Consider the following 17527-nt stretch of genomic DNA (forward strand, 5'->3'; position numbering starts at 1 on the left):
ACGAGCGGACGTGAAGCCCATACTCCGAATCCTGACGGCCATCGCTGGCCTTGCTTCAGCCGCGCCCCTCGTGGCGCAGGTCCCACCCGCACCCGACTACGCCCGGGCATCCAGCTGGGCTGCTGACGGCAGGAACGAGGGCGCCGCCGCAGCGGTCGCGCCCGGATCGACGGCGCGCCAGAACCTGCCCGTCGATGTGTTCTACATCCACCCGACGACCGACCGTTCGATGGACCGCTACAACCAGCCGGTGTCGGACAAGGCGACCAACGCCTGGACCGACGGCAGCGTCATCGCGCGGCAGGGCGGGGTGTTCAACGGCTGCTGCCGCGTCTTCGCTCCGCGCTATCGCCAGGCGACCAGCGGCGCACAGAAGGAAGGCGGCAAGATCCGCGACGCCGCTTTCGCGCTCGCCTACGGCGACGTGAAGCGGGCGTTCCGCTACTACCTCGATCACTACAACAAGGGGCGCCCCTTCATCCTCGTCGGCCACAGCCAGGGCGCCGCGCATCTTGAGCGGTTGCTGGACGAGGAGATCGACGGCAAGCCGCTCGCCGCGCGGATGGTGGCGGCCTATGACGTCGGCATCACCTTCCCGGCCTCCAAGTACGACCGGTCTGGCTCGACGCTCCGGATGTGCGACAAGCCCGACAGCATCGGCTGCGTAGTCCACTGGAGTTCGATCCTGCCGAGCGCCGACCTCGCCAGCACGGCGTCGTTCGCGGAAGGATACAACCGCACGGTGCTGGCAAAGGGCGCCGACCCGACCATCCTGTGCATCAACCCGCTGACCTTCGACCGTTCGAAGCCTGCTGCCACGCGCGATGCCGCGAAGGGCGCGGTTCCCGGCGCGCCGGACGAGAGTGCCATCAAGGCCATCGTCCCTCACGCCGTCTCCGCGAAGTGCGATCGCGGATTGCTGGTCGTCGATCCCGATCCCGCGCTCGGCCTCAAGCCGCTGCCGGGAGACAGCATGCATTACCACGACCTCGGCCTATTCTACGAGGACGTGCGCCAGAACGCGATCCTGCGCGCCCGCGCATGGCTTGCAGCCCACCCCGGATAATCTGCAACCCGGTCATTCACACATTGAGACGAGAAAGACGATGAACAAGGAACCTCTCAATCCCATCACCCAGCAGGACATCGATGACTACGCCCGTGACGGCGTGGTCTGCCTGCGCCAGATGTTCGACGCCGAATGGATCGCGAAGATGCAGGAAGCGGCACGCGCGGTTGAGAGCGATCCCGAGGCTTACGGCCAGACCGGACCCTCGCACGGGGCGATGATCTCGGTCGCGCACTTGTGGCGCAAGCCCGGCCCGTTCCGCGACTTCGTCTTCAACTCGCCCGCAGGCGAGATCGTCGGCCGGGTGATCGGCGCGGACAACGTGCAGATGTTCCACGATCACCTGTTCCGCAAGCCGCCGCTCTCGCCCTCGATCATGCAATGGCATGCGGACCACCTCTGGCCCTTCACCGGCACGATGATCCCGAACCTGTGGGTCGCGCTTTCGCCGGTGAACAAGGAGAACGGCCAGATCGAGTTCGTCGCGGGCTATCACAAGTTCTGCATCGAGACCGGATCGCGCTTCGGCCCGGCTGGGGACGGCACGTTCCGCTTCCCCGATTTCCAGGCCGAGCGCGACAACCCGGACTTCCCGTTCCGCTTCGTCACCTGGGACCTCGAGCCGGGCGACGCGGTGCTGTTCCACGTCGATATCCCGCACTATTCCAAGGGCAACGATTCCGACACTCTCGCCCGCACCGGCCTTGCCATGCGCATGATCGGCGACGACAGCTACTGGTGCCCGCGCGAGGGCCTGACCCCGGTGCCCGGCGTCGATGTCCTCGCCCAGCCCGAGGGCGTCCACCCCGCTCCCAGCGAGAACCTGCCGCTGATCTGGCAGCGCCCCGACAGCGAGCCGCGCGCCTTTGCGCCCGCCCGCCAAGAAGCCGCCTGAGGAGATCGCCCGCGATGACGACGCACAGCAAGCGCGATTTCCTGGCCGGTGGCGGCATGCTCATGGCGATGATGGGCCTGTCCCATTACGCCGATGCGGCCGAGGCTCCCGTGGCGGTCAAGCCGCTGCCGGGACAGGGTTTCCCGATGGAATTCAAGGGCACCGGCGATCCGATGCCGTGGATCAAGCGGGTGTTCCATCTCTACTCCGGCCCCGACGGGCTGACCCGCGCCGAACAGCTCGACGTGGTGGAACCGCGCGGGCAGGAGATCGCCACGCTGCTGCGCCGCACGGCCTTTCGCGTGACCCTCGGCGGATCGCAGCCCAATGCGGGCTTCGGCTTCCATGTCGCGAACAACCCGACGCTGCTGATCCCGCTGTTCGGCTCCATGATCATCGGTCTGCATGACGGCACCGAGTATGAACTGAAGCACGGCGACCTTGCCTATGCCGAGGATTGCACGGGTGAGGGGCATATCTCGAAGTCCGGGCCGGAAGGCTCGTTCATGGTCGCGGTCCAGCTGCCCAAGGAGGGCTGCCCCAAGGTCGGCAGCTCGGACATGAACAAGGTGTGGTCCGAATAACGTAATCCGGCATCATGCAGGGAGGTGCCCCATGAAGAAGAGCGCGTACATCGGATGGGCGATCGGCTCGTTCACTTCCGCCGCACTGGTGAGCGCCGTCGGGCTGCTCCACCTGCGGTTCATGACCGACTCGCTCGGTCTCGCCATCGCGCTGGCCGGGATGCTGACCGTCGCGGCGAAGATCTACGATGCGATGACCGACCCGTTGATGGGCTACATCGGCGATCGTACCCGCACTCGCTTCGGCCAGTTCCGGCCTTATCTGCTGGGTGGCGGGCTGCTGGCAGGCCTGTCGATGATCCTGCTCTTCAACGTGCCGGGCGGGCTGCAGGGTGACAGCATGTGGCTCTACGTGGGCTTCACGCTGCTGCTCTACTCGACCGCCTACACCATGTTCCGCATCCCCTACCTTGCGATCGGGCGTGCGATCACGGACGACTTCCACGCCCGTTCGCGGCTGATGACCTTCAGCGTCTACGGCTCGTCGCTCGGCAGCTTCGCGGCCACGTCGGCGGCGCCGTTCCTGCTGGCGCGGCTGGGAAGCGATCGCGCGGGGCACGGGCATGTCGCCCTGGTGCTGGGCATCGCCATCGCGCTTGGCGGGATCGCCGCGTTCCTGCTGCTCAAGGAGCGTCACCCGGTAGAAGCGGAGAAGAAGCCCACCGGATCGTTCGCCGCGACCTGGGCGGCGCTGTGGTCCAACAAGCCGTTCCTGTGCCTGATGGGCTTCAAGCTGATCCTGTTCTCCGGCCTTGCCGTCCACATCACGGCGATCCCCTACTACACCCGCCACGTCCTGCACGTAACCGACACTGCGCTGGGCACGATCTTCGCGGTGCAGACGGCGATGATGGTGATCTCGCAGATGCTGTGGGTCCGCATGGCCAGTCGCTTCGGCCGCCGCAACGCTCTGGTGAGCGCGGGGAGCCTATGCGCCATTGCCTATACCGTCTGGGCACTGATCCCGGCGGGCTCGCCGTTCCCGCTGATCTACATCGCCTGCGCCTTGTCGGGCACCGCGAGCGGCGGCGTGTTCCTCGGCCTCTACACAGTGCTGACCGACACCATGGACTATTCCCGCCGCATCCAGGGCGAGAACCGTGCAGGCATGCTCGCGGGCGTATTCGTCATGGTTGAAAAGGGCACGTCGGCTTTCGGCATCTTCCTGTTCAGCACGATCATGAGCTGGACCGGCTTCGTCTCTTCCACCGGCGCCGGGGCGGAGGAGCAGCCCGCCAGCGTCAAGGCCGGGATCATGGTGACCGTCTCGCTGGTGCCGGCGCTCGCCGCCGTCATCGCCAGCATCATCATGCTGCGTTATCGCCTGCCGGAGACAGTCGAGGATGCGGTTGAGCCGCCGGCTTCGACGTTGCAGCCAGTCGCAGTACAGTCCAGCTGACGCAACAAGAGCTTCCCCGAGTCATGAACAGCAAGTCCCCGGGCAAGTCCCTGCCCCGCACGCCCAACCGGCTCGACGCCATCGACGGCAGCCGACCGATGGACGAGCAACTGCTGGCGATGATCGTCGGCCTGACTTCGGAAGTGACCGTGCTGCGCGCCCGTCTCGACGCCGCCGAGCGGCTTTTGACCGCCTCGGGCACGCTGCCCGCAGGCGCTGTCGATGCGTTCGAACCCGATGCCGATGCGGCAGCCCAGCGCGAAGGGCTGCGCAAGGCCACGCTCGACAAGGTCTTCCGTCCCTTGCGCGAAGCCGCCGAGGCAGAACTGGCCGCGATGAGTGCCCCTGCCGAGGAGATCCTGCCGTGAGCGAACAGATGTCCGAACGCCGTGCCCAGCTCGACCACCCGCTGATCGCAGTGCCGAGCCATGACGAACTGGCCGAGCAGCTGTTCGTGCGCGACCTCAAGCTTTACGTCATGAGCCAGATCGAGCCGGTGCAGGCCCGTATCGCCGCTGCCGAGCAGAAGGCGTCTGCAGGCGCAAACAACACCGCTGCGGCCTTGCGTGAGCGAATGGGGCAGCACGAGAGCTTCTCGACCTGGCTCTCGCTCAAGCGGGAATCTCAGCGCCAGCTATGGTCCAGCGTCGCCGCCAGCGTCGAGCGGCAGGCGGGCGATCTCGAAGATCTCGCCGCGATCGAAGCGCCCCTGGGTTCCGTGCGCACTGATCCGGATTTCGCCGTGCCCGACTATATCCGGCGTGGCGACATTCACCTGATGCCCGGCGGCAATGCCCATGACGACGGTTCGATCCTGCAGGGCGCGATGATGGATCGCGGCGGCGCGGTCTACATGCTCGGGCGCAACGGCGGCATGCTCAACGACTTGCGCGGGCAGACCGCGATGGCGCACGTCCTCACCCGCTTTCCGGACCTGAACCCGGCGCGCATCCTTGATATGGGCTGCGGCATCGGCACCAGCACCGTGCCTGCGGCGACCTGTTTCCCGGGCGCCGAAGTCCACGGCATCGACGTCGGCGCATCGATGCTGCGCTACGCCCATGCCCGCGCCGAGCACCTTGGCGCAGGCGTCCACTTCTCGCAGCAGAGCGCGGAGAAGACCGACTTCGAAGACGGCAGCTTCGACCTCGTGTTCAGCTGCGTGATGTTCCACGAAACCTCGCAGGCCGCGACGATGGCGATCATCGCCGAAAGCCGCCGCCTGCTGCGTCCCGGCGGCGTCGCGGTCCACCTCGAGGTGCCGTTGCTGCACGACAATTCCGATGCATGGGTCGAACTGTCGGGCGAACTGGAAGCGCAGTACAACAACGAGCCGAACTGGCGCGGTGCGCTCAGCGCGGACTATCGCTCGCTGTTCGAGGCAGCCGGGTTCTCCTCGGTGGAGACCGGCTATCAGGCGACCAGTCCGGCGGCGCGCAGCGGCCCGTTCCGCTACGGCCCGGAGAGCGAAGGCGTGTTCCGCTCGTGGTTCGTGGCCTCGGGCGTGGCCTGATCGGGAAGGAATCGGGCGGCCGGTTGGTCCGGCCGCCGATTTGCTTTCAATTCGTGCCGCAGTCCTTCGCCGACGCGGCAGGCAGCCTGACCGGATTGCAGCGCACGGTCGCTTCGCCTGGCAGCGCGACACGGTAGCCGGGCAGGCGCGCGTCTTCCCACAGGTAATCGGTCGAGATGTACTGTGCACCGCTCACCAATGCCGCCCTTAGGCGCCCCAGAGTGCCGTTGCGTGCTTCCCAGGTGTCGGCATCGGCGCGGGTTCGCACGATGTAGCCGGCCTTGACGTCCCGGGCGATGCGGTCGCCTTCGGCGATCGGATCGTTGATCGTGAGATAAGCGGCGGCGGGTGAGTTCTCGTCCGTATTAACGAAGAAAACACGTCCTTCCAGTGACTTGCGTTTTCCGCGATAGATGGCGACCTTCTCCTCGTGCTCGTCGAGCGCGAAAAAGATCTTGCCGCGTGCGGCGGACAACGTCGGCCAGTTTCCCGCCAGCACCGCATCGCGCAAAGTCGGATAGCGCCCCTGCACATCGTCGGGCAGGATCAGCTTCCCGCGCGGAATGACCGAGAGGATTTCGCGGTCCAGTGCATCGAACGCCTTTTCGTCGAAGCGCATCGCCGGTTTGTTGTGCTCGAGATCGGCATCTTCCTTGGCGTTGAACATCAGCATGATCGGCGCATGATCCGGATGGGCGTTCGACCAGTCGCGGATCTGGGCGAGACAGGTGACCAGCCGCTCGCAGCTGCTGGCCGCGTCGCTGAAGGCCATGTGCAGTACCTTGAAGCCGGGCTTGAGCAGTTCGGCATCGCCGGCGCCCTTCGCGTAGTAGCCGCCCTTGGGATCGTAGTTGACGTCGATTTCCAGTTGGCGGGCACCGCGATCGAGCTGTTCAGCAAGCGGCCGGTGCGCATAGTCGAGCGCCTGCGCCAGCTTCTCGCTATGGGCGGTGATGCGGGCGCGCACGTCGTCGCTCATCGCCTGCTTGTAGCTGTTGTGAGTGCCGACGACCTGGATGTCGTTCATCTTCGGCTCGGCCGGAGCCTGCATTACAGCAGCAGCGAGGACGAGAGGGGCAAGAAAGGGCATGGCGGCTCCGCAGGCTCTGGGGGTGGCGGAGGGCGAATGCCCTCCGATCATGACAAGCCTTTGACAATCAGCCGCTTATTCAGAGATCCAGCGCGCCGGTCAGATCTCCTGGAGCCACGCCGCCAGCTGCGCGCATGGCGTCTTCGCGCATGGTCAGTCCCGGCAGCTTGGCGAGACCGAAACGGCGGGTGAGGAAGCGCGCGATCGATCCCGTGTCATAGATCGTGTGGTCAACGAAGTCCTTGCGCGCGTGCGGGGAGATGACGATCGCCGGAATGCGGGTGCCCGGCCCCCAGCGGTCGCCTTTCGGCGGGGCCACGTGGTCCCACCAGCCGCCGTTCTCGTCGAAGGTGACGACGATCATCATGCGCTCCCACTGCGGGCTGGCGCGCAGGGCATCGATGATTGCGGCGATATGGCGGTCGCCCGCGTCGATGTCGGAATAGCCTGCATGCATGTTGAGGTTGCCCTGCGGCTTGTAGAAGCTGACGGGCGGCAGGCGGCCCGCCTCGGCATCGGCGAGGAAGCGGTTGGTGCGCGCGGTGCTGCCTTCGCCCGCGTCGCGCAAGTGCTCCTCGCGGTCCTTGGTGCCGGGGGCGAAGCGGGAGTAGTAGTTGAACGGCTGGTGATGCGGCTGCAGGTTCGGCCGCGCCGGGAAGGAGGCATCCTTGCCCAATGCCGAATTCCAGCCACCTGCGTACCAGGCCCAGCCGATGTCACGCGCCGAGAGCATGTCGCCGATGGTGCGGTGATCCTGCGGCACCAGCGTCTGCCCGTTGGTCCAGTCGGCGTAGCCCGGCTTGTCGGGGTCGGGCAGGTACGTGGGGGTGTAGGGAGGCAGCATCGTGTTCACCGCCCAGAAGTCGGGCGAGAGGGTGCTGGTCACGAAGCTGGCGGGGCCGTCCATGGCGCTGGCGGCAGTTTTCGGTTCCAGCTTGAGGCGGATGCCCCTGGGGTCGGTGCCCTCGACTTGCGCGATGCGCCGTGCAGCCGGGCTCTTGTCCGCGTCGGGGTAGAACGGGGGCTGCGCGGCGATCAGGTACTGGTGGTTCAGGAACGAGCCGCCGAACGCGCCCATGAAGAAGTTGTCGCACAAGGTGAACTCGCGCGCGACCTGCCAGAGGCGAAGCTGCGCTCGCGTATCGGCGTAATGCCCCATGACGAGCGCGCCGCTATCGCCCCACGCCACGAAGCCGTCGTTGCGCCCGCCGTTGATCTGCCACTGGTTCTGGTAGAACGCATGGACGAGATCGCGGGTCACTACGCCGTGCGGCAGGGGATCGCCCTCCTTGGTCTTCAGGGCGAAGGGAGCGTTGGGCAGGGGGGCGAGGTCGTCGGGGCCGATCATGTATTCGGTATGTTCGACCACCTGCTTGTCGGGGACGAGGCCCTCCCAGATCTTCGGCAGCGTCTTGAACGGCTTGCCGTCGCGGTCGCGCTGGGTGAAGCGCTCGGCGGGAACCTTTGAGAGCGGTTGCTCCAGGCCGGGGAAGTCGGCGAAGAGATTGTTGAAGCTGCGGTTCTCCGCATAGATCACTACGACCGTGTCGATCGCCTCGCGCAGCCTGGTATCGTTCACCGGACCGTGCGAGGCGGCCTTGGTCGTGCGGGCTTCGGCGGCGGGAGAACCTGCCGCGGTCGCAGCGCCAAGGACGGCCAGTCCTTCAAGGAACTGGCGGCGATCGGGATTGAGGGAACCCGGGCGGGGAGATTCGGGCTTGGTCATGGACGTCCTCGGTAGTGCGACTTTGCCTGTCGTCTGGGCCGAGGCGAGGCGTCCCGTCAATCGCAAATTCGACAAATGCGTCGGCGTTTGAATCGCTTGGACGCTTATCTCCGATTGAGAGAAGATTTAGAATTAATTTTTGGATTGATGGTTAGTTTTTACTTCTTGTTGCCGGGCATTTCTCATGAATATTGGGATGAATTTTTTAATTAATATTCAAAAATTACAATGTAGCAAAAATGTAATCAAAAAGTCTTTGAACTTTCACAACTTTTTTCTGTCCCCGTTTTCGCTGCCGGTCGCTCTCCCCGGCCGACCGTCGCACGCGATCTTGCGCTGCGGCGCTTTCCGGATCGGAACAAGGGGATTTTTGCAATGTGGACGAAGCGCAGCCTCTGGCTGGTATCGACGGGACTGGCGCTGTTCGCGCAGCCCGCGCTGGCCCAGGACACCGCTCCGGCGGATGATGCGGGCGAGGCCATCGTCGTGACCGGTTACCGCGCCAGCCTCGACCTTGCGCGCGACGTGAAGCGCCAGTCGACGATCATCCAGGACTCGATCGTCGCCGACGACATCGCCGCCTTCCCCGATCTCAACCTCGCCGAAGCGCTGCAGCGCCTGCCCGGCGTCGCGATCAACCGCGAAGCCGGTGAAGGTCGCCGTGTCAGCCTGCGCGGCCTGGGTCCGGACTTCACTCGCGTCCAGCTCAACGGCATGGAAGTGCTGGGCAACGTCGACTCGCCGCAGGACAGCCGCGGGCAGGGCACGCGCGACCGTGCGTTCGACTTCAACATCTTCGCCGCAGAACTGTTCAACCGCGTCGATGTGCGCAAATCCTTCTCGGCCGAGCAGACCGAGGGTGGCCTGGCCGGCACCGTCGGCCTCTTCACCGCGCGCCCGCTCGACTACAAGGAAGACAAGTTCGCGATCTCGGCCTCGGGCGGCACCAACAGCCTGACCAAGGATTTCCAGCCGCGCCTGACCGGGCTCATCTCCAAGAACTGGGGCGATTTCGGCATCCTCGTCTCGGCCGCCTACAGCCACCGCAAGACGCGCGAGGAAGGCTTCGATACCTACCGCTGGCGCCTCAATGGAGCGAACGGCTCGGACATTTCCGGGCTGACGCAGGAGGAGCAGGACAAGATCAATTCCGGCTCGCTGCGTTTCGCGCGCGGTAACCGCCTGTCGGTCTGGGACAGCACGCAGGATCGCTTCGGCCTGACCAGCTCGATCCAGTGGAACCCGGGCAGTAACACCCACCTCACGCTCGACGGGCTCTACGGCAAGTACAAGGCGGATCGGTTCGAGACGCACCTCGCCTCGCGCGGGTCGGGCGGTTCGACCTGGCTCGGCGGCGCGCAGACTTTCGCGGGCGTGACGTATCCGGCCTCGACGATCAATGGGATCGAGTGGAACGACCAGAACGAGGTGACCTACCTCGACGTTTCCGGCGCCAATACTGCCACGGAAACGCGCATCCAGAAGACCCAGAACACGTTCAAGCAGCTGGTCCTGAGCGGCGATACCCGCATCACCGACCGCCTCACCTTCCGCTTCCTCGGCGGCATCGAGCGGTCCAGCTATGACATGCCGGTGGACGACCATTTCTACACCGAGGCCTACGGCGACGTGATCTCGGATTATCGCGGCGGCAACTACTCGCTCGTCAATACCTACGGGTGGGACACGAGCGATGCCTCGAACTATCACGCGCATGAGATCGACATCAGTTCGAGCTATCAGGACACCGCCTTCGACAACATCAAGGGCAGCCTCGAATACGAACTGACCCCTGACGACAAGATCAGCGTGGGCGGCGAATGGCGCCGGTTCGAGAATTCGGGCTACAAGCGCAAGACCGACGACGCCCTGCTGAGCCAGTTCAAGTCGGGAGCCATCAGCGCCGACATCAGCGACTATTCCAAGGTCTACAATGGCTATTCAGGCCAGTCGTGGGTCATCGTGGACTACGACAAGGCGCTTGACGTTCTGGGCATCGACCGCAGCGATTACCTGACCACCAAGAGCAGTGTCTATTCGGTCGAGGAGCGCACCGGAGCGGCCTATGTCCAGTACGACTGGAATCATACGCTGGGCGGCATCGGCTTCCGAGGCAACCTTGGCGGGCGTTATTACCGCACCGACATCTACTCGGCCGGTATCGGCACCGTCACCGGCAGCACCAGCGGTCTGATCGAGGGCTCGTCGCGTTACGAGGGCTTCCTGCCCGCCGTGAACCTGATCTTCGATCTCAACGACAGCCTGGTCGTGCGTGCGTCCGCTGCCAAGAACATCAACCGTCCGGCGCTCAGCTCGCTGGCGGTGAACGGTACGGTGTCGATCGGCGATGGCGGGGCCGTCTCGGTCTCGGCGGGCAACCCGAACCTCAAGCCTTACAAGTCCAACGACTTCGGGCTCTCGGTCGAGTACTACATCGGCCACACCGGATCGGTCAGCGCGGCGCTGTTCTACAAGACGCTGGACGGCTTCATCGTGACGCAGACGGTCAACAACGTAGCCTTCAGCACGACCGGCCTTTCCACCGATCTGGCTGCAGGGCTGACGGCGGATACAGTCGTCGATACCTATTCGCGCCCGATCAATCTTGGCAAGACGGACCTGTGGGGCATCGAACTTGCTGCGCAATCGGACTTCACGTTCCTGCCCGCGCCGTTCAATCGCTTCGGCGCCTCGGCGAACTTCACATATGTGGACTCGAAGTACGATTACTCGACGATCTACAGCGGCGGCGCCAACACCACGCTGGAAGGTCTGAGCCACGTCAACGCCAATGCCACGCTGTACTATCAGGACGCGAAGTTCGACGTGCGTGTCTCGGGCAACTATCGCAGCAGCTACGTCTACAGCGCGGCGCCCGTCACCAGCACGCTGGGCACCGACCAGGACCTGTCGGGCTACGAAGGTACGCTCTATGTCGACATGGCCGCGCACTTCAAGCTGACCGACAACATCCAGTTGACGCTCGACGGCATCAACCTGACCAACCAGGCCGAGAAGCAGTACTCCGACAGCACCAAGCGCCTCTATGTCGTGACCCGTTCGGGCCGCACGATCATGGGCGGCGTGCGTTTCGAGTTCTGACCGAAGATGGCTTCCCGCCCTGCTCTCCCTCGTGCGGGCCGGGAAGTCACATCCGGAAGTCATATCACTGTCATGCTCGCTCGTTAGGCGCGCCCATGAAAGGGCGCGCCTTCCGTGTATTCGCACTCCCGCGGCAGCGTGGCCGCTCTCTGGCTGGTCGCTGCTCTCGGGGTGCCCGTCGCGGCGTCGGCGCGTGACCGGACGCAGCAATTCCATGTTGCTCCTGGTCGGCTGGGGGATGTGCTGGCGCAAGTGTCGCGGCAGAGCGGGATGCAGGTGGTGACCTCGGCTTCTCCCGAGATGCGCGTGGATCGTCCGCTTTCCGGGCGCTTGCGCACCGGCGAGGCTTTGCGCCGCCTGCTCAGGGGCCTGCCGCTGGCGGTGCGCGACATGCCTGGCGGCTATCTAGTGACGCCGGCATCGCGCGCATCGGAGCCGGTCATCGCACCCGCAGCGCCCCCGGCCGAGGTGGTCGGAGACCCCATTATCGTTACCGGCTATCGCGAGAGCCTGCGGCTAGCCGTCACCGTCAAGCACACCGCCACCGGCATCGTCGAAGTCACCCGCGCCGAGGACGTGGCGGCCTTCCCGGACCCCAACGCCGCCGACGCCCTCCAGCGCCTTCCCGGCATCGCGATCAGCCGGGACAGCGGGGAAGGGCGGCAGGTCTCGCTGCGGGGACTCGGGCCGCTGTTCACCCGCACCACGCTCAACGGGATGGAAGCGCTGGCGACCACCGCTTCAGGCATGGACAACCGGGGCTCGGCGAGCCGCCAGCGGCGCTTCGACTACTCCGTCTTCGACGCGGCGCTGTTTTCCGGGATCGAGGTGCGCAAGACATGGTCGGCGCAATATGACGCAGGCGGTGTCGGTGGGACGGTGGCCCTCCATACCCTGCGGCCTTTCGATCGGCCGGACGACGTGACCCTGCTCGCGGTGCGGGCCGCCAGTGCCGGGAACGCCGGAGGCGTGGCGCCGCGCATCACCGCTGAACTGTCGCGTCGCAGCGGGTCTTGGGGCGTTCTTCTCGCGGCGTCTTACAGCCGCAACCGGGTGACCGAGTATGGCTATCGCAACTGGGACTGGGTGCCCGTCACTTTCGCTGCAGCCAACATAGGGCCGGCCGTCAGCGCCGCCGATCGCGTCCGGCTGACGGGAGAAGCAGGTGACCCTGTCTACATGTCACGCGGCCAGAGCTATTCGAGCTGGAGCAACCGTTTCGACCGCCTCAACCTCGTTGCTGCGATCGAGCACGAGGGCGACGACGGTCTGCACCTGACGCTCGACCTCGTCCATGCGCGGCTCGGCAATGATCGCAAGGAATATTCACTGGCGGCGGCGGGGACGAACGGGCTCACCACCGGCACCATAGACGGCACGCAAGTGCTCAAATCGGTGCGGATCGTCGGCGACACGATGGTCGCGGGCAATTTCAGCGGCATCGACATGCGCTCCGAAAGCAAGATCACGAAAGACCGGACCGCATTCACGCAGGCCGTGCTCTCGGCCGAGCGACCGCTGGGCGATGCGACCCGCCTGACCGCGAGGGTCGGCTATGCGCGCTCGGATTTTTCCGAGCCGGTGTTCGACAAGGCCTTCCTGGAGAGCACGGGGCAGGACTTTTCCTTTATCGCAACCGGGGCGCATCCGCGTAATCGCTACGGCTTCGACACCGGTGACGCCGCCAACTGGACGCTCATGCGTGCCGACGCGCGCGAGGATGCGATCCTCAACGAAAACGTGGCGGCCCGGATCGAACTGGCGCATCGCGTTTCCCCGGCGCTGGAACTGAGGGCGGGGGCGACGTATCGCTTCTACGGCAACGACGGCTACGAACGCCGCGTCACGCGGGACTATGGCGAGGATGCGCCTGCTGTCGCGGCCTATCCGATCGATGTGCGCTCGCGGACAAGCTACATCGTCGCCGACGTCGATGCGGTCTTCGCGGCGACGGGGCAGAGCCGAGATCTCACCTCTGCGGCGAACCTGCCAGGCATGGCCTACCGCGTTCGGGAGAACAGTTATGCGGCCTTTGCGCTGGCTCGGCTGGACCTTGCGGTCGGCGCGATGCCTGCCGAGGTCGAACTCGGTGCTCAGTACCTGCGCACCGACACATCATCCTCGGGCGAGGTGCGCGGCGAGGATGCGCCGCTCGACCGAGGGCAGCGCAGTCGGCACGAGGCATGGCTACCCTCGTTGCGTGCATGGATGGACCTGCGCCGCGACCTGCGGTTGCGCTTCGCCTTCAGTCGCGACGTCAACCAGCCCGATGTCGCCGACCTGCGCGCGGCGGCGGCGGTGAACTCTACCCCCTTCGGCGGCACCGTGGAGACCGGAAACCCGTCGCTGCGACCCTTCACCGCGACTGCGGTGGACCTTGCCCTTGAACACTACATGGGCCGCGACGGCTATGCGTCGCTGGGGGTGTTCTACAAGCGGATGGATTCCTTCATCACGTCCGCGACGACGCTGATGCTGTATTCGGACACCGGGCTGCCGACGGCGTTCCTCTATTCCGGCGTCGATGCCGATACGCTCTACAACGTGGTGCGCCCGCTCAACGGTTCGGGCGCCTCTATCTTCGGCGTCGAGGCGGCGGTGCAGCGTGATTTGCACTTTCTTCCGGCTCCGTTCGACGGCTTCGGCATTCAGGCAAACGCGACTTTCGCTTCGGGCCACAGCGAAGTGATCTACGATGATACCGCCGTGTCGCTGCCCCTGATCGACCTGTCGCGCTGGTCGGGTAATGCCACGCTCTACTACACCGGGAGCGGCTGGGACGCGCGCGTCGCGGTGGCCTGTCGCGGCGCCTATCGTGACGGCGTGGGCAACAACGGCAACATCGGGACGTGGATCCGGGGGAGCACGACGATCGACTTTGCTGCTCATGCCATGCTGCGGCCCGGTTTGCAGGCTTCGCTGGAGGCGCGCAACCTCACCGACACGCCGATCGAGCAATATACCGACCGTTCCGCCAGGCGCCTGCTCGCTCGCACGCGCAGCGGGCGGACCGTCGCGCTGGGTCTGCGCTATGTGTACTGATTTGCGCGTGCTCCTGTCCCCGCACGGCACCCTGGGCACTCTTCACGGACGGCGCGGTGTTGTCGGCCGCGGGGAAGGAGCCGGGCAATGCTGATGGGCAAGGCCGGCCATTCCCTGCTGGGCGGCATGGACAAGCTGCGGAGCTATGTCCGCAAGCGGATGCGCGATCCGGATGGCGTGGAGGACGTGGTGCAGGAAGCCCTGGTCAGGGTCATGGAGCAGGAACGGCGGCAGGCCATCGAGCACCCGCTCGCCTATGCCTATCGCGTGGCGGATTCCGTCATCATAGCGGGCGCACGCAAGGGGCAGCGCCTCGGTGACGCCGAAATGCCGGACCTCATGTGCGACCTGCCACTGGCCGACGAGGTGCTCGACTACCGCCAGCGCTATGCGCGCTTCGAGGCGGCACTGGCGCGGCTGACGCCGGCCCGCCGCGCCGTGTTCCGGATGCGGCACATGGACGGCCGCTCGCGGCAGGAGATCGCCGAGGAACTGGGCCTCAGCGTCGAGGCCGTGAAGAAGCACCTGGTGCGGGCGATGGCGGATCTCGCCCTGACACTGGAAGATGACATCGACGGGTATGGCGAGGGGCGCGACAGGCATGGATGAACGGCAAGGCCCTGTGCCGGAAACGATACTCGAGATTGCCGCCGACTGGGCGGACCGGTTCGACGAACTGACCGCGGGCGAGCGGCATCAACTGAAGGCATGGCTGGATGTATCGCCCGACCACGCCCGGGCGTTCGCACGGATGGCACGGATGATGGCGGATACCGCGCTGGTCGACGCGCTGGACGATCGGGGCGAGGCGCCCGTCCTGCCCGCTTCTCGCGAGGCCCCCGTGCGACGGCCCGGTGCCTGGCGTCGGGGCACGCCGCTGTTCGGGCGCCGACGGGCCATCGCGGCCGGCATTGCCGGGGCGCTCGCGCTGCCGGCTGCCGGATACTGGCTGCTCGGCCGCGAGGAACTGCCCGCTCCCCAGCGCTTTGCCAGCGAAGTCGGGCAGCGGCGGCGGCTGGTGCTGCCGGACGGCTCGGGACTGCTGCTCGACGCTTCCTCGCGCGTGGCGGTGGACTTCGCGCAGGGACGCCGGGCGATCGTGCTGGAGCAGGGGGCAGCGCGCTTCGACGTGCGGCATGATCCGCAGCGCCCATTCGAAGTGCGCACGCCGCAGGCCCGCATGACGGCGCTCGGCACCAGCTTCAGTGTCGATCACGGCCCCGACGGTAGCGAACTTCGGGTATTCTCCGGTCGGGTCGGGCTCGATGCGACATCCGGCGAACGGTTCGTGGTTCCGGCCCGGCAATGGGCTATGGTGGGGGGCAAGACGGGAGGCGGGTCGATCACCGGGCACGGCACGTTCGATCCGGCTGCTGGCGACTGGCAGACCGACTGGCTCGATGCGCAGACCATGCCCCTCGGGCGGGCGGTGGAGCGGTTGGGGCGCTACAGCGCGACGCCGCTTCGGCTCGGGCAGGCACGCTTCGCCGCGCTGACTTTCAGCGGCCGCTTTCGTCTGGACGCGCCTGAGGAATCGCTGGCCCTTATCGGCGCGCTGTTCGGGCTGGAGCCGCAGCGACGCGGCGGCGCGATCTATCTGGACCGCGCCGCCGCGGCCTGATGCAATTCATGCGGCCGCCAGGGTGCGGGCCAGCAACTCACGCATCTGCTGCTCGACGCCCTCGCCGAAGCCGACGCCCATCGTCAGGCAGCGGCTTTCGCCTGCTGGCCATGAACGGTGGCCGGTGCCGGTGGTGTCGAGCATCACCAGCATGTCACCCGGTCGCAGGCGGCGGCGGTCGCCATCCGTCGCCTCGATTTCCCACTCCCCCTCCAGCGTGATCGAGAGCCCGGCCATGCCGCAGGGGTGCCAGTCGGTGCAGTGGTTGGGATCACCGGTCGCTATGCCCCAGATCGACGCGGGGGCCACGCCTTCCCAGTGCGAAGTGCCGTCATCCGCGATCACCTTGCGCGTCAGCGGAATTTCGAGGTCCGCGAGACGCGATCCGCCATCGGCTTCGGCGTAGATGCAAACGGCACGCTTGGTCATGCTGGAATCCCTCCCCGGTGATCAGCCGCGACGGCGAAAACGCCGGTAGACAGGCTGCGAACAAATGATATATAGATATAACAATATAGGCAAGAGAGAGCGTGCGAGACGTGTCGGTTCTGATCAGCGAAGTTGGCCCGCGTGACGGCCTCCAGAACGTCAAGGCAGTGATGCCGACCGAGGCAAAGAAGGCGTGGATCGCCGCCGAGGCCGCGACCGGCGTGCGCGAGATCGAGGTGGGCAGCTTCGTTCCGGCCAAGCTGCTGCCGCAGCTCGCCGACACTGCGGAGATCGTCGCTTTCGCCCGCACGCTGCCCGACCTGACGGTGGCCGTGCTCGTGCCGAACGCGCGCGGTGCAGCAGATGCCATTGCCGCCGGAGCGCACAAGCTGACCCTGCCGCTGTCGGTTTCGGAGACGCATTCGCTTAAGAACCTTCGTCGCACGCACGACCAGGTGATCGATGAGGCCGCCCGGATCGCCGCGATGATCCGCGAACTGCCCGAGGCGGAGCGCCCGCACTTCGAAGGCAGCCTTTCGACCGTGTTCGGCTGCACGCTGGAGGGGGCCGTGCCCGACGCGCAGATCGCCCGGCTGGCGGAGCGCCTGATGGAAGCCGGCTGCGACGAGGTCGGCCTCTCCGACACGACCGGCTACGCCGATCCCTCTGCCGTGCGCCATCTCGTCAAGCTGGTGCGGGGCGTGGTCGGCGACGGGGCGCTGACCGGCATTCACCTCCACAACACCCGCGGCCTTGGCCTTGCCAACGTGCTGGCGGCGCTGGAATGCGGGCTCGACACGATCGATGCCTCGCTTGGCGGCCTCGGCGGCTGCCCATTCGCACCGGGGGCGAGCGGGAACATCGTGACCGAGGATCTGGCCTTCATGCTCGAGGCGATGGGCATCGACACCGGCATCGACCTCGAAAAGCTCTTTGCGGTCCGCGCGATCGTGGCCGAGGCGCTGCCGGGCGAGCCGCTCTACGGCTTCGTCACCGATGCCGGTCTGCCGCTGGGCTTCAATCCGGCGGTGCGGCGGGGGGCCGCGTAAAGTTCCCA

The 17527-nt window shown here is 66.0% G+C and carries 14 protein-coding genes; 11 read left to right on the top strand and 3 right to left on the bottom strand.

What is annotated here, in order from left to right:
• Positions 1-10: 10 nt before the first annotated feature.
• The 6 genes from ACODRZ_RS08515 to ACODRZ_RS08540 are packed head-to-tail and all read left to right on the top strand — an operon-like array spanning position 11 to position 5460.
• Positions 11-1066: a DUF3089 domain-containing protein gene (locus ACODRZ_RS08515; protein ID WP_488970107.1), complete on the top strand. Its 1056-nt coding sequence runs from the start codon at positions 11-13 to the stop codon at positions 1064-1066.
• Positions 1067-1106: 40 nt separating this feature from the next.
• Positions 1107-1964 (top strand): phytanoyl-CoA dioxygenase family protein, encoded by an 858-nt coding sequence (locus tag ACODRZ_RS08520; protein ID WP_488970106.1) that lies wholly within the window; start codon positions 1107-1109, stop codon positions 1962-1964.
• Between the two features lie 14 nt (positions 1965-1978).
• Entirely contained in the window at positions 1979-2548 is a 570-nt protein-coding gene (locus tag ACODRZ_RS08525) for a cupin domain-containing protein (RefSeq protein WP_488970105.1), read from the top strand.
• A gap of 31 nt (positions 2549-2579) precedes the next feature.
• Positions 2580-3947, top strand: a complete 1368-nt coding sequence (locus tag ACODRZ_RS08530; RefSeq protein WP_488970104.1) for an MFS transporter — start codon at positions 2580-2582, stop codon at positions 3945-3947.
• A 23-nt stretch (positions 3948-3970) separates the two neighbouring features.
• The gene (locus tag ACODRZ_RS08535) at positions 3971-4315 is read left to right on the top strand and encodes a hypothetical protein (protein WP_488970103.1); all 345 of its coding nucleotides are present in this window, start codon (positions 3971-3973) and stop codon (positions 4313-4315) included.
• The gene (locus ACODRZ_RS08540) at positions 4312-5460 is read left to right on the top strand and encodes a class I SAM-dependent methyltransferase (protein ID WP_488970102.1); all 1149 of its coding nucleotides are present in this window, start codon (positions 4312-4314) and stop codon (positions 5458-5460) included. The genes ACODRZ_RS08535 and ACODRZ_RS08540 overlap by 4 nt, the downstream gene beginning before the upstream one ends.
• 46 nt (positions 5461-5506) lie before the next feature.
• Here ACODRZ_RS08540 and ACODRZ_RS08545 read toward each other — a convergent pair whose 3' ends face one another.
• Positions 5507-6550: a Ca2+-dependent phosphoinositide-specific phospholipase C gene (locus ACODRZ_RS08545; protein WP_488970101.1), complete on the bottom strand. Its 1044-nt coding sequence runs from the start codon at positions 6548-6550 to the stop codon at positions 5507-5509.
• Between the two features lie 79 nt (positions 6551-6629).
• The gene (gene acpA / locus ACODRZ_RS08550; RefSeq protein ID WP_488970100.1) at positions 6630-8276 is read right to left on the bottom strand and encodes an acid phosphatase; all 1647 of its coding nucleotides are present in this window, start codon (positions 8274-8276) and stop codon (positions 6630-6632) included.
• 375 nt (positions 8277-8651) lie between these two features.
• On the opposite strand from acpA, the gene ACODRZ_RS08555 reads away from it, so the two are divergent.
• From ACODRZ_RS08555 to ACODRZ_RS08570, 4 genes are all read left to right on the top strand, one after another.
• The gene (locus tag ACODRZ_RS08555) at positions 8652-11378 is read left to right on the top strand and encodes a TonB-dependent receptor (RefSeq protein ID WP_488970099.1); all 2727 of its coding nucleotides are present in this window, start codon (positions 8652-8654) and stop codon (positions 11376-11378) included.
• A gap of 114 nt (positions 11379-11492) precedes the next feature.
• Positions 11493-14420 carry a TonB-dependent receptor gene (locus tag ACODRZ_RS08560; protein ID WP_488970098.1) on the top strand — a complete coding sequence of 976 codons (2928 nt, stop codon included), beginning with the start codon at positions 11493-11495 and terminating at the stop codon, positions 14418-14420.
• Between the two features lie 87 nt (positions 14421-14507).
• On the top strand, positions 14508-15029 hold the full coding sequence (locus tag ACODRZ_RS08565) for an RNA polymerase sigma factor (protein ID WP_488970097.1): 522 nt from the start codon (positions 14508-14510) through the stop codon (positions 15027-15029).
• Positions 15022-16041, top strand: a complete 1020-nt coding sequence (locus ACODRZ_RS08570) for a FecR family protein (protein ID WP_488970096.1) — start codon at positions 15022-15024, stop codon at positions 16039-16041. The genes ACODRZ_RS08565 and ACODRZ_RS08570 overlap by 8 nt, the downstream gene beginning before the upstream one ends.
• A gap of 6 nt (positions 16042-16047) precedes the next feature.
• Here the strand turns inward: ACODRZ_RS08570 and ACODRZ_RS08575 are convergent, their stop codons facing one another.
• Positions 16048-16470, bottom strand: a complete 423-nt coding sequence (locus ACODRZ_RS08575; protein ID WP_488970095.1) for a cupin domain-containing protein — start codon at positions 16468-16470, stop codon at positions 16048-16050.
• A gap of 110 nt (positions 16471-16580) precedes the next feature.
• Between ACODRZ_RS08575 and ACODRZ_RS08580 the strand changes: the two genes are divergently transcribed.
• A complete protein-coding gene (locus ACODRZ_RS08580) occupies positions 16581-17519 on the top strand; it encodes a hydroxymethylglutaryl-CoA lyase (RefSeq protein WP_488970094.1) in 939 nt (312 codons plus the stop codon).
• The last annotated feature ends 8 nt before the right edge of the window (positions 17520-17527 follow it).

This window comes from Novosphingobium sp. FG90, from assembly GCF_057808725.1.

Coding starts and splice junctions, on each gene's coding strand:
- ACODRZ_RS08520 (WP_488970106.1), top strand. CDS start 1,107: ATGAACAAGGAACCTCTCAATCCCATCACCCAGCAGGACATCGATGAC.
- ACODRZ_RS08525 (WP_488970105.1), top strand. CDS start 1,979: ATGACGACGCACAGCAAGCGCGATTTCCTGGCCGGTGGCGGCATGCTC.
- ACODRZ_RS08530 (WP_488970104.1), top strand. CDS start 2,580: ATGAAGAAGAGCGCGTACATCGGATGGGCGATCGGCTCGTTCACTTCC.
- ACODRZ_RS08535 (WP_488970103.1), top strand. CDS start 3,971: ATGAACAGCAAGTCCCCGGGCAAGTCCCTGCCCCGCACGCCCAACCGG.
- ACODRZ_RS08545 (WP_488970101.1), bottom strand. CDS start 6,550: ATGCCCTTTCTTGCCCCTCTCGTCCTCGCTGCTGCTGTAATGCAGGCT.
- acpA (WP_488970100.1), bottom strand. CDS start 8,276: ATGACCAAGCCCGAATCTCCCCGCCCGGGTTCCCTCAATCCCGATCGC.
- ACODRZ_RS08555 (WP_488970099.1), top strand. CDS start 8,652: ATGTGGACGAAGCGCAGCCTCTGGCTGGTATCGACGGGACTGGCGCTG.
- ACODRZ_RS08565 (WP_488970097.1), top strand. CDS start 14,508: ATGCTGATGGGCAAGGCCGGCCATTCCCTGCTGGGCGGCATGGACAAG.
- ACODRZ_RS08570 (WP_488970096.1), top strand. CDS start 15,022: ATGGATGAACGGCAAGGCCCTGTGCCGGAAACGATACTCGAGATTGCC.
- ACODRZ_RS08575 (WP_488970095.1), bottom strand. CDS start 16,470: ATGACCAAGCGTGCCGTTTGCATCTACGCCGAAGCCGATGGCGGATCG.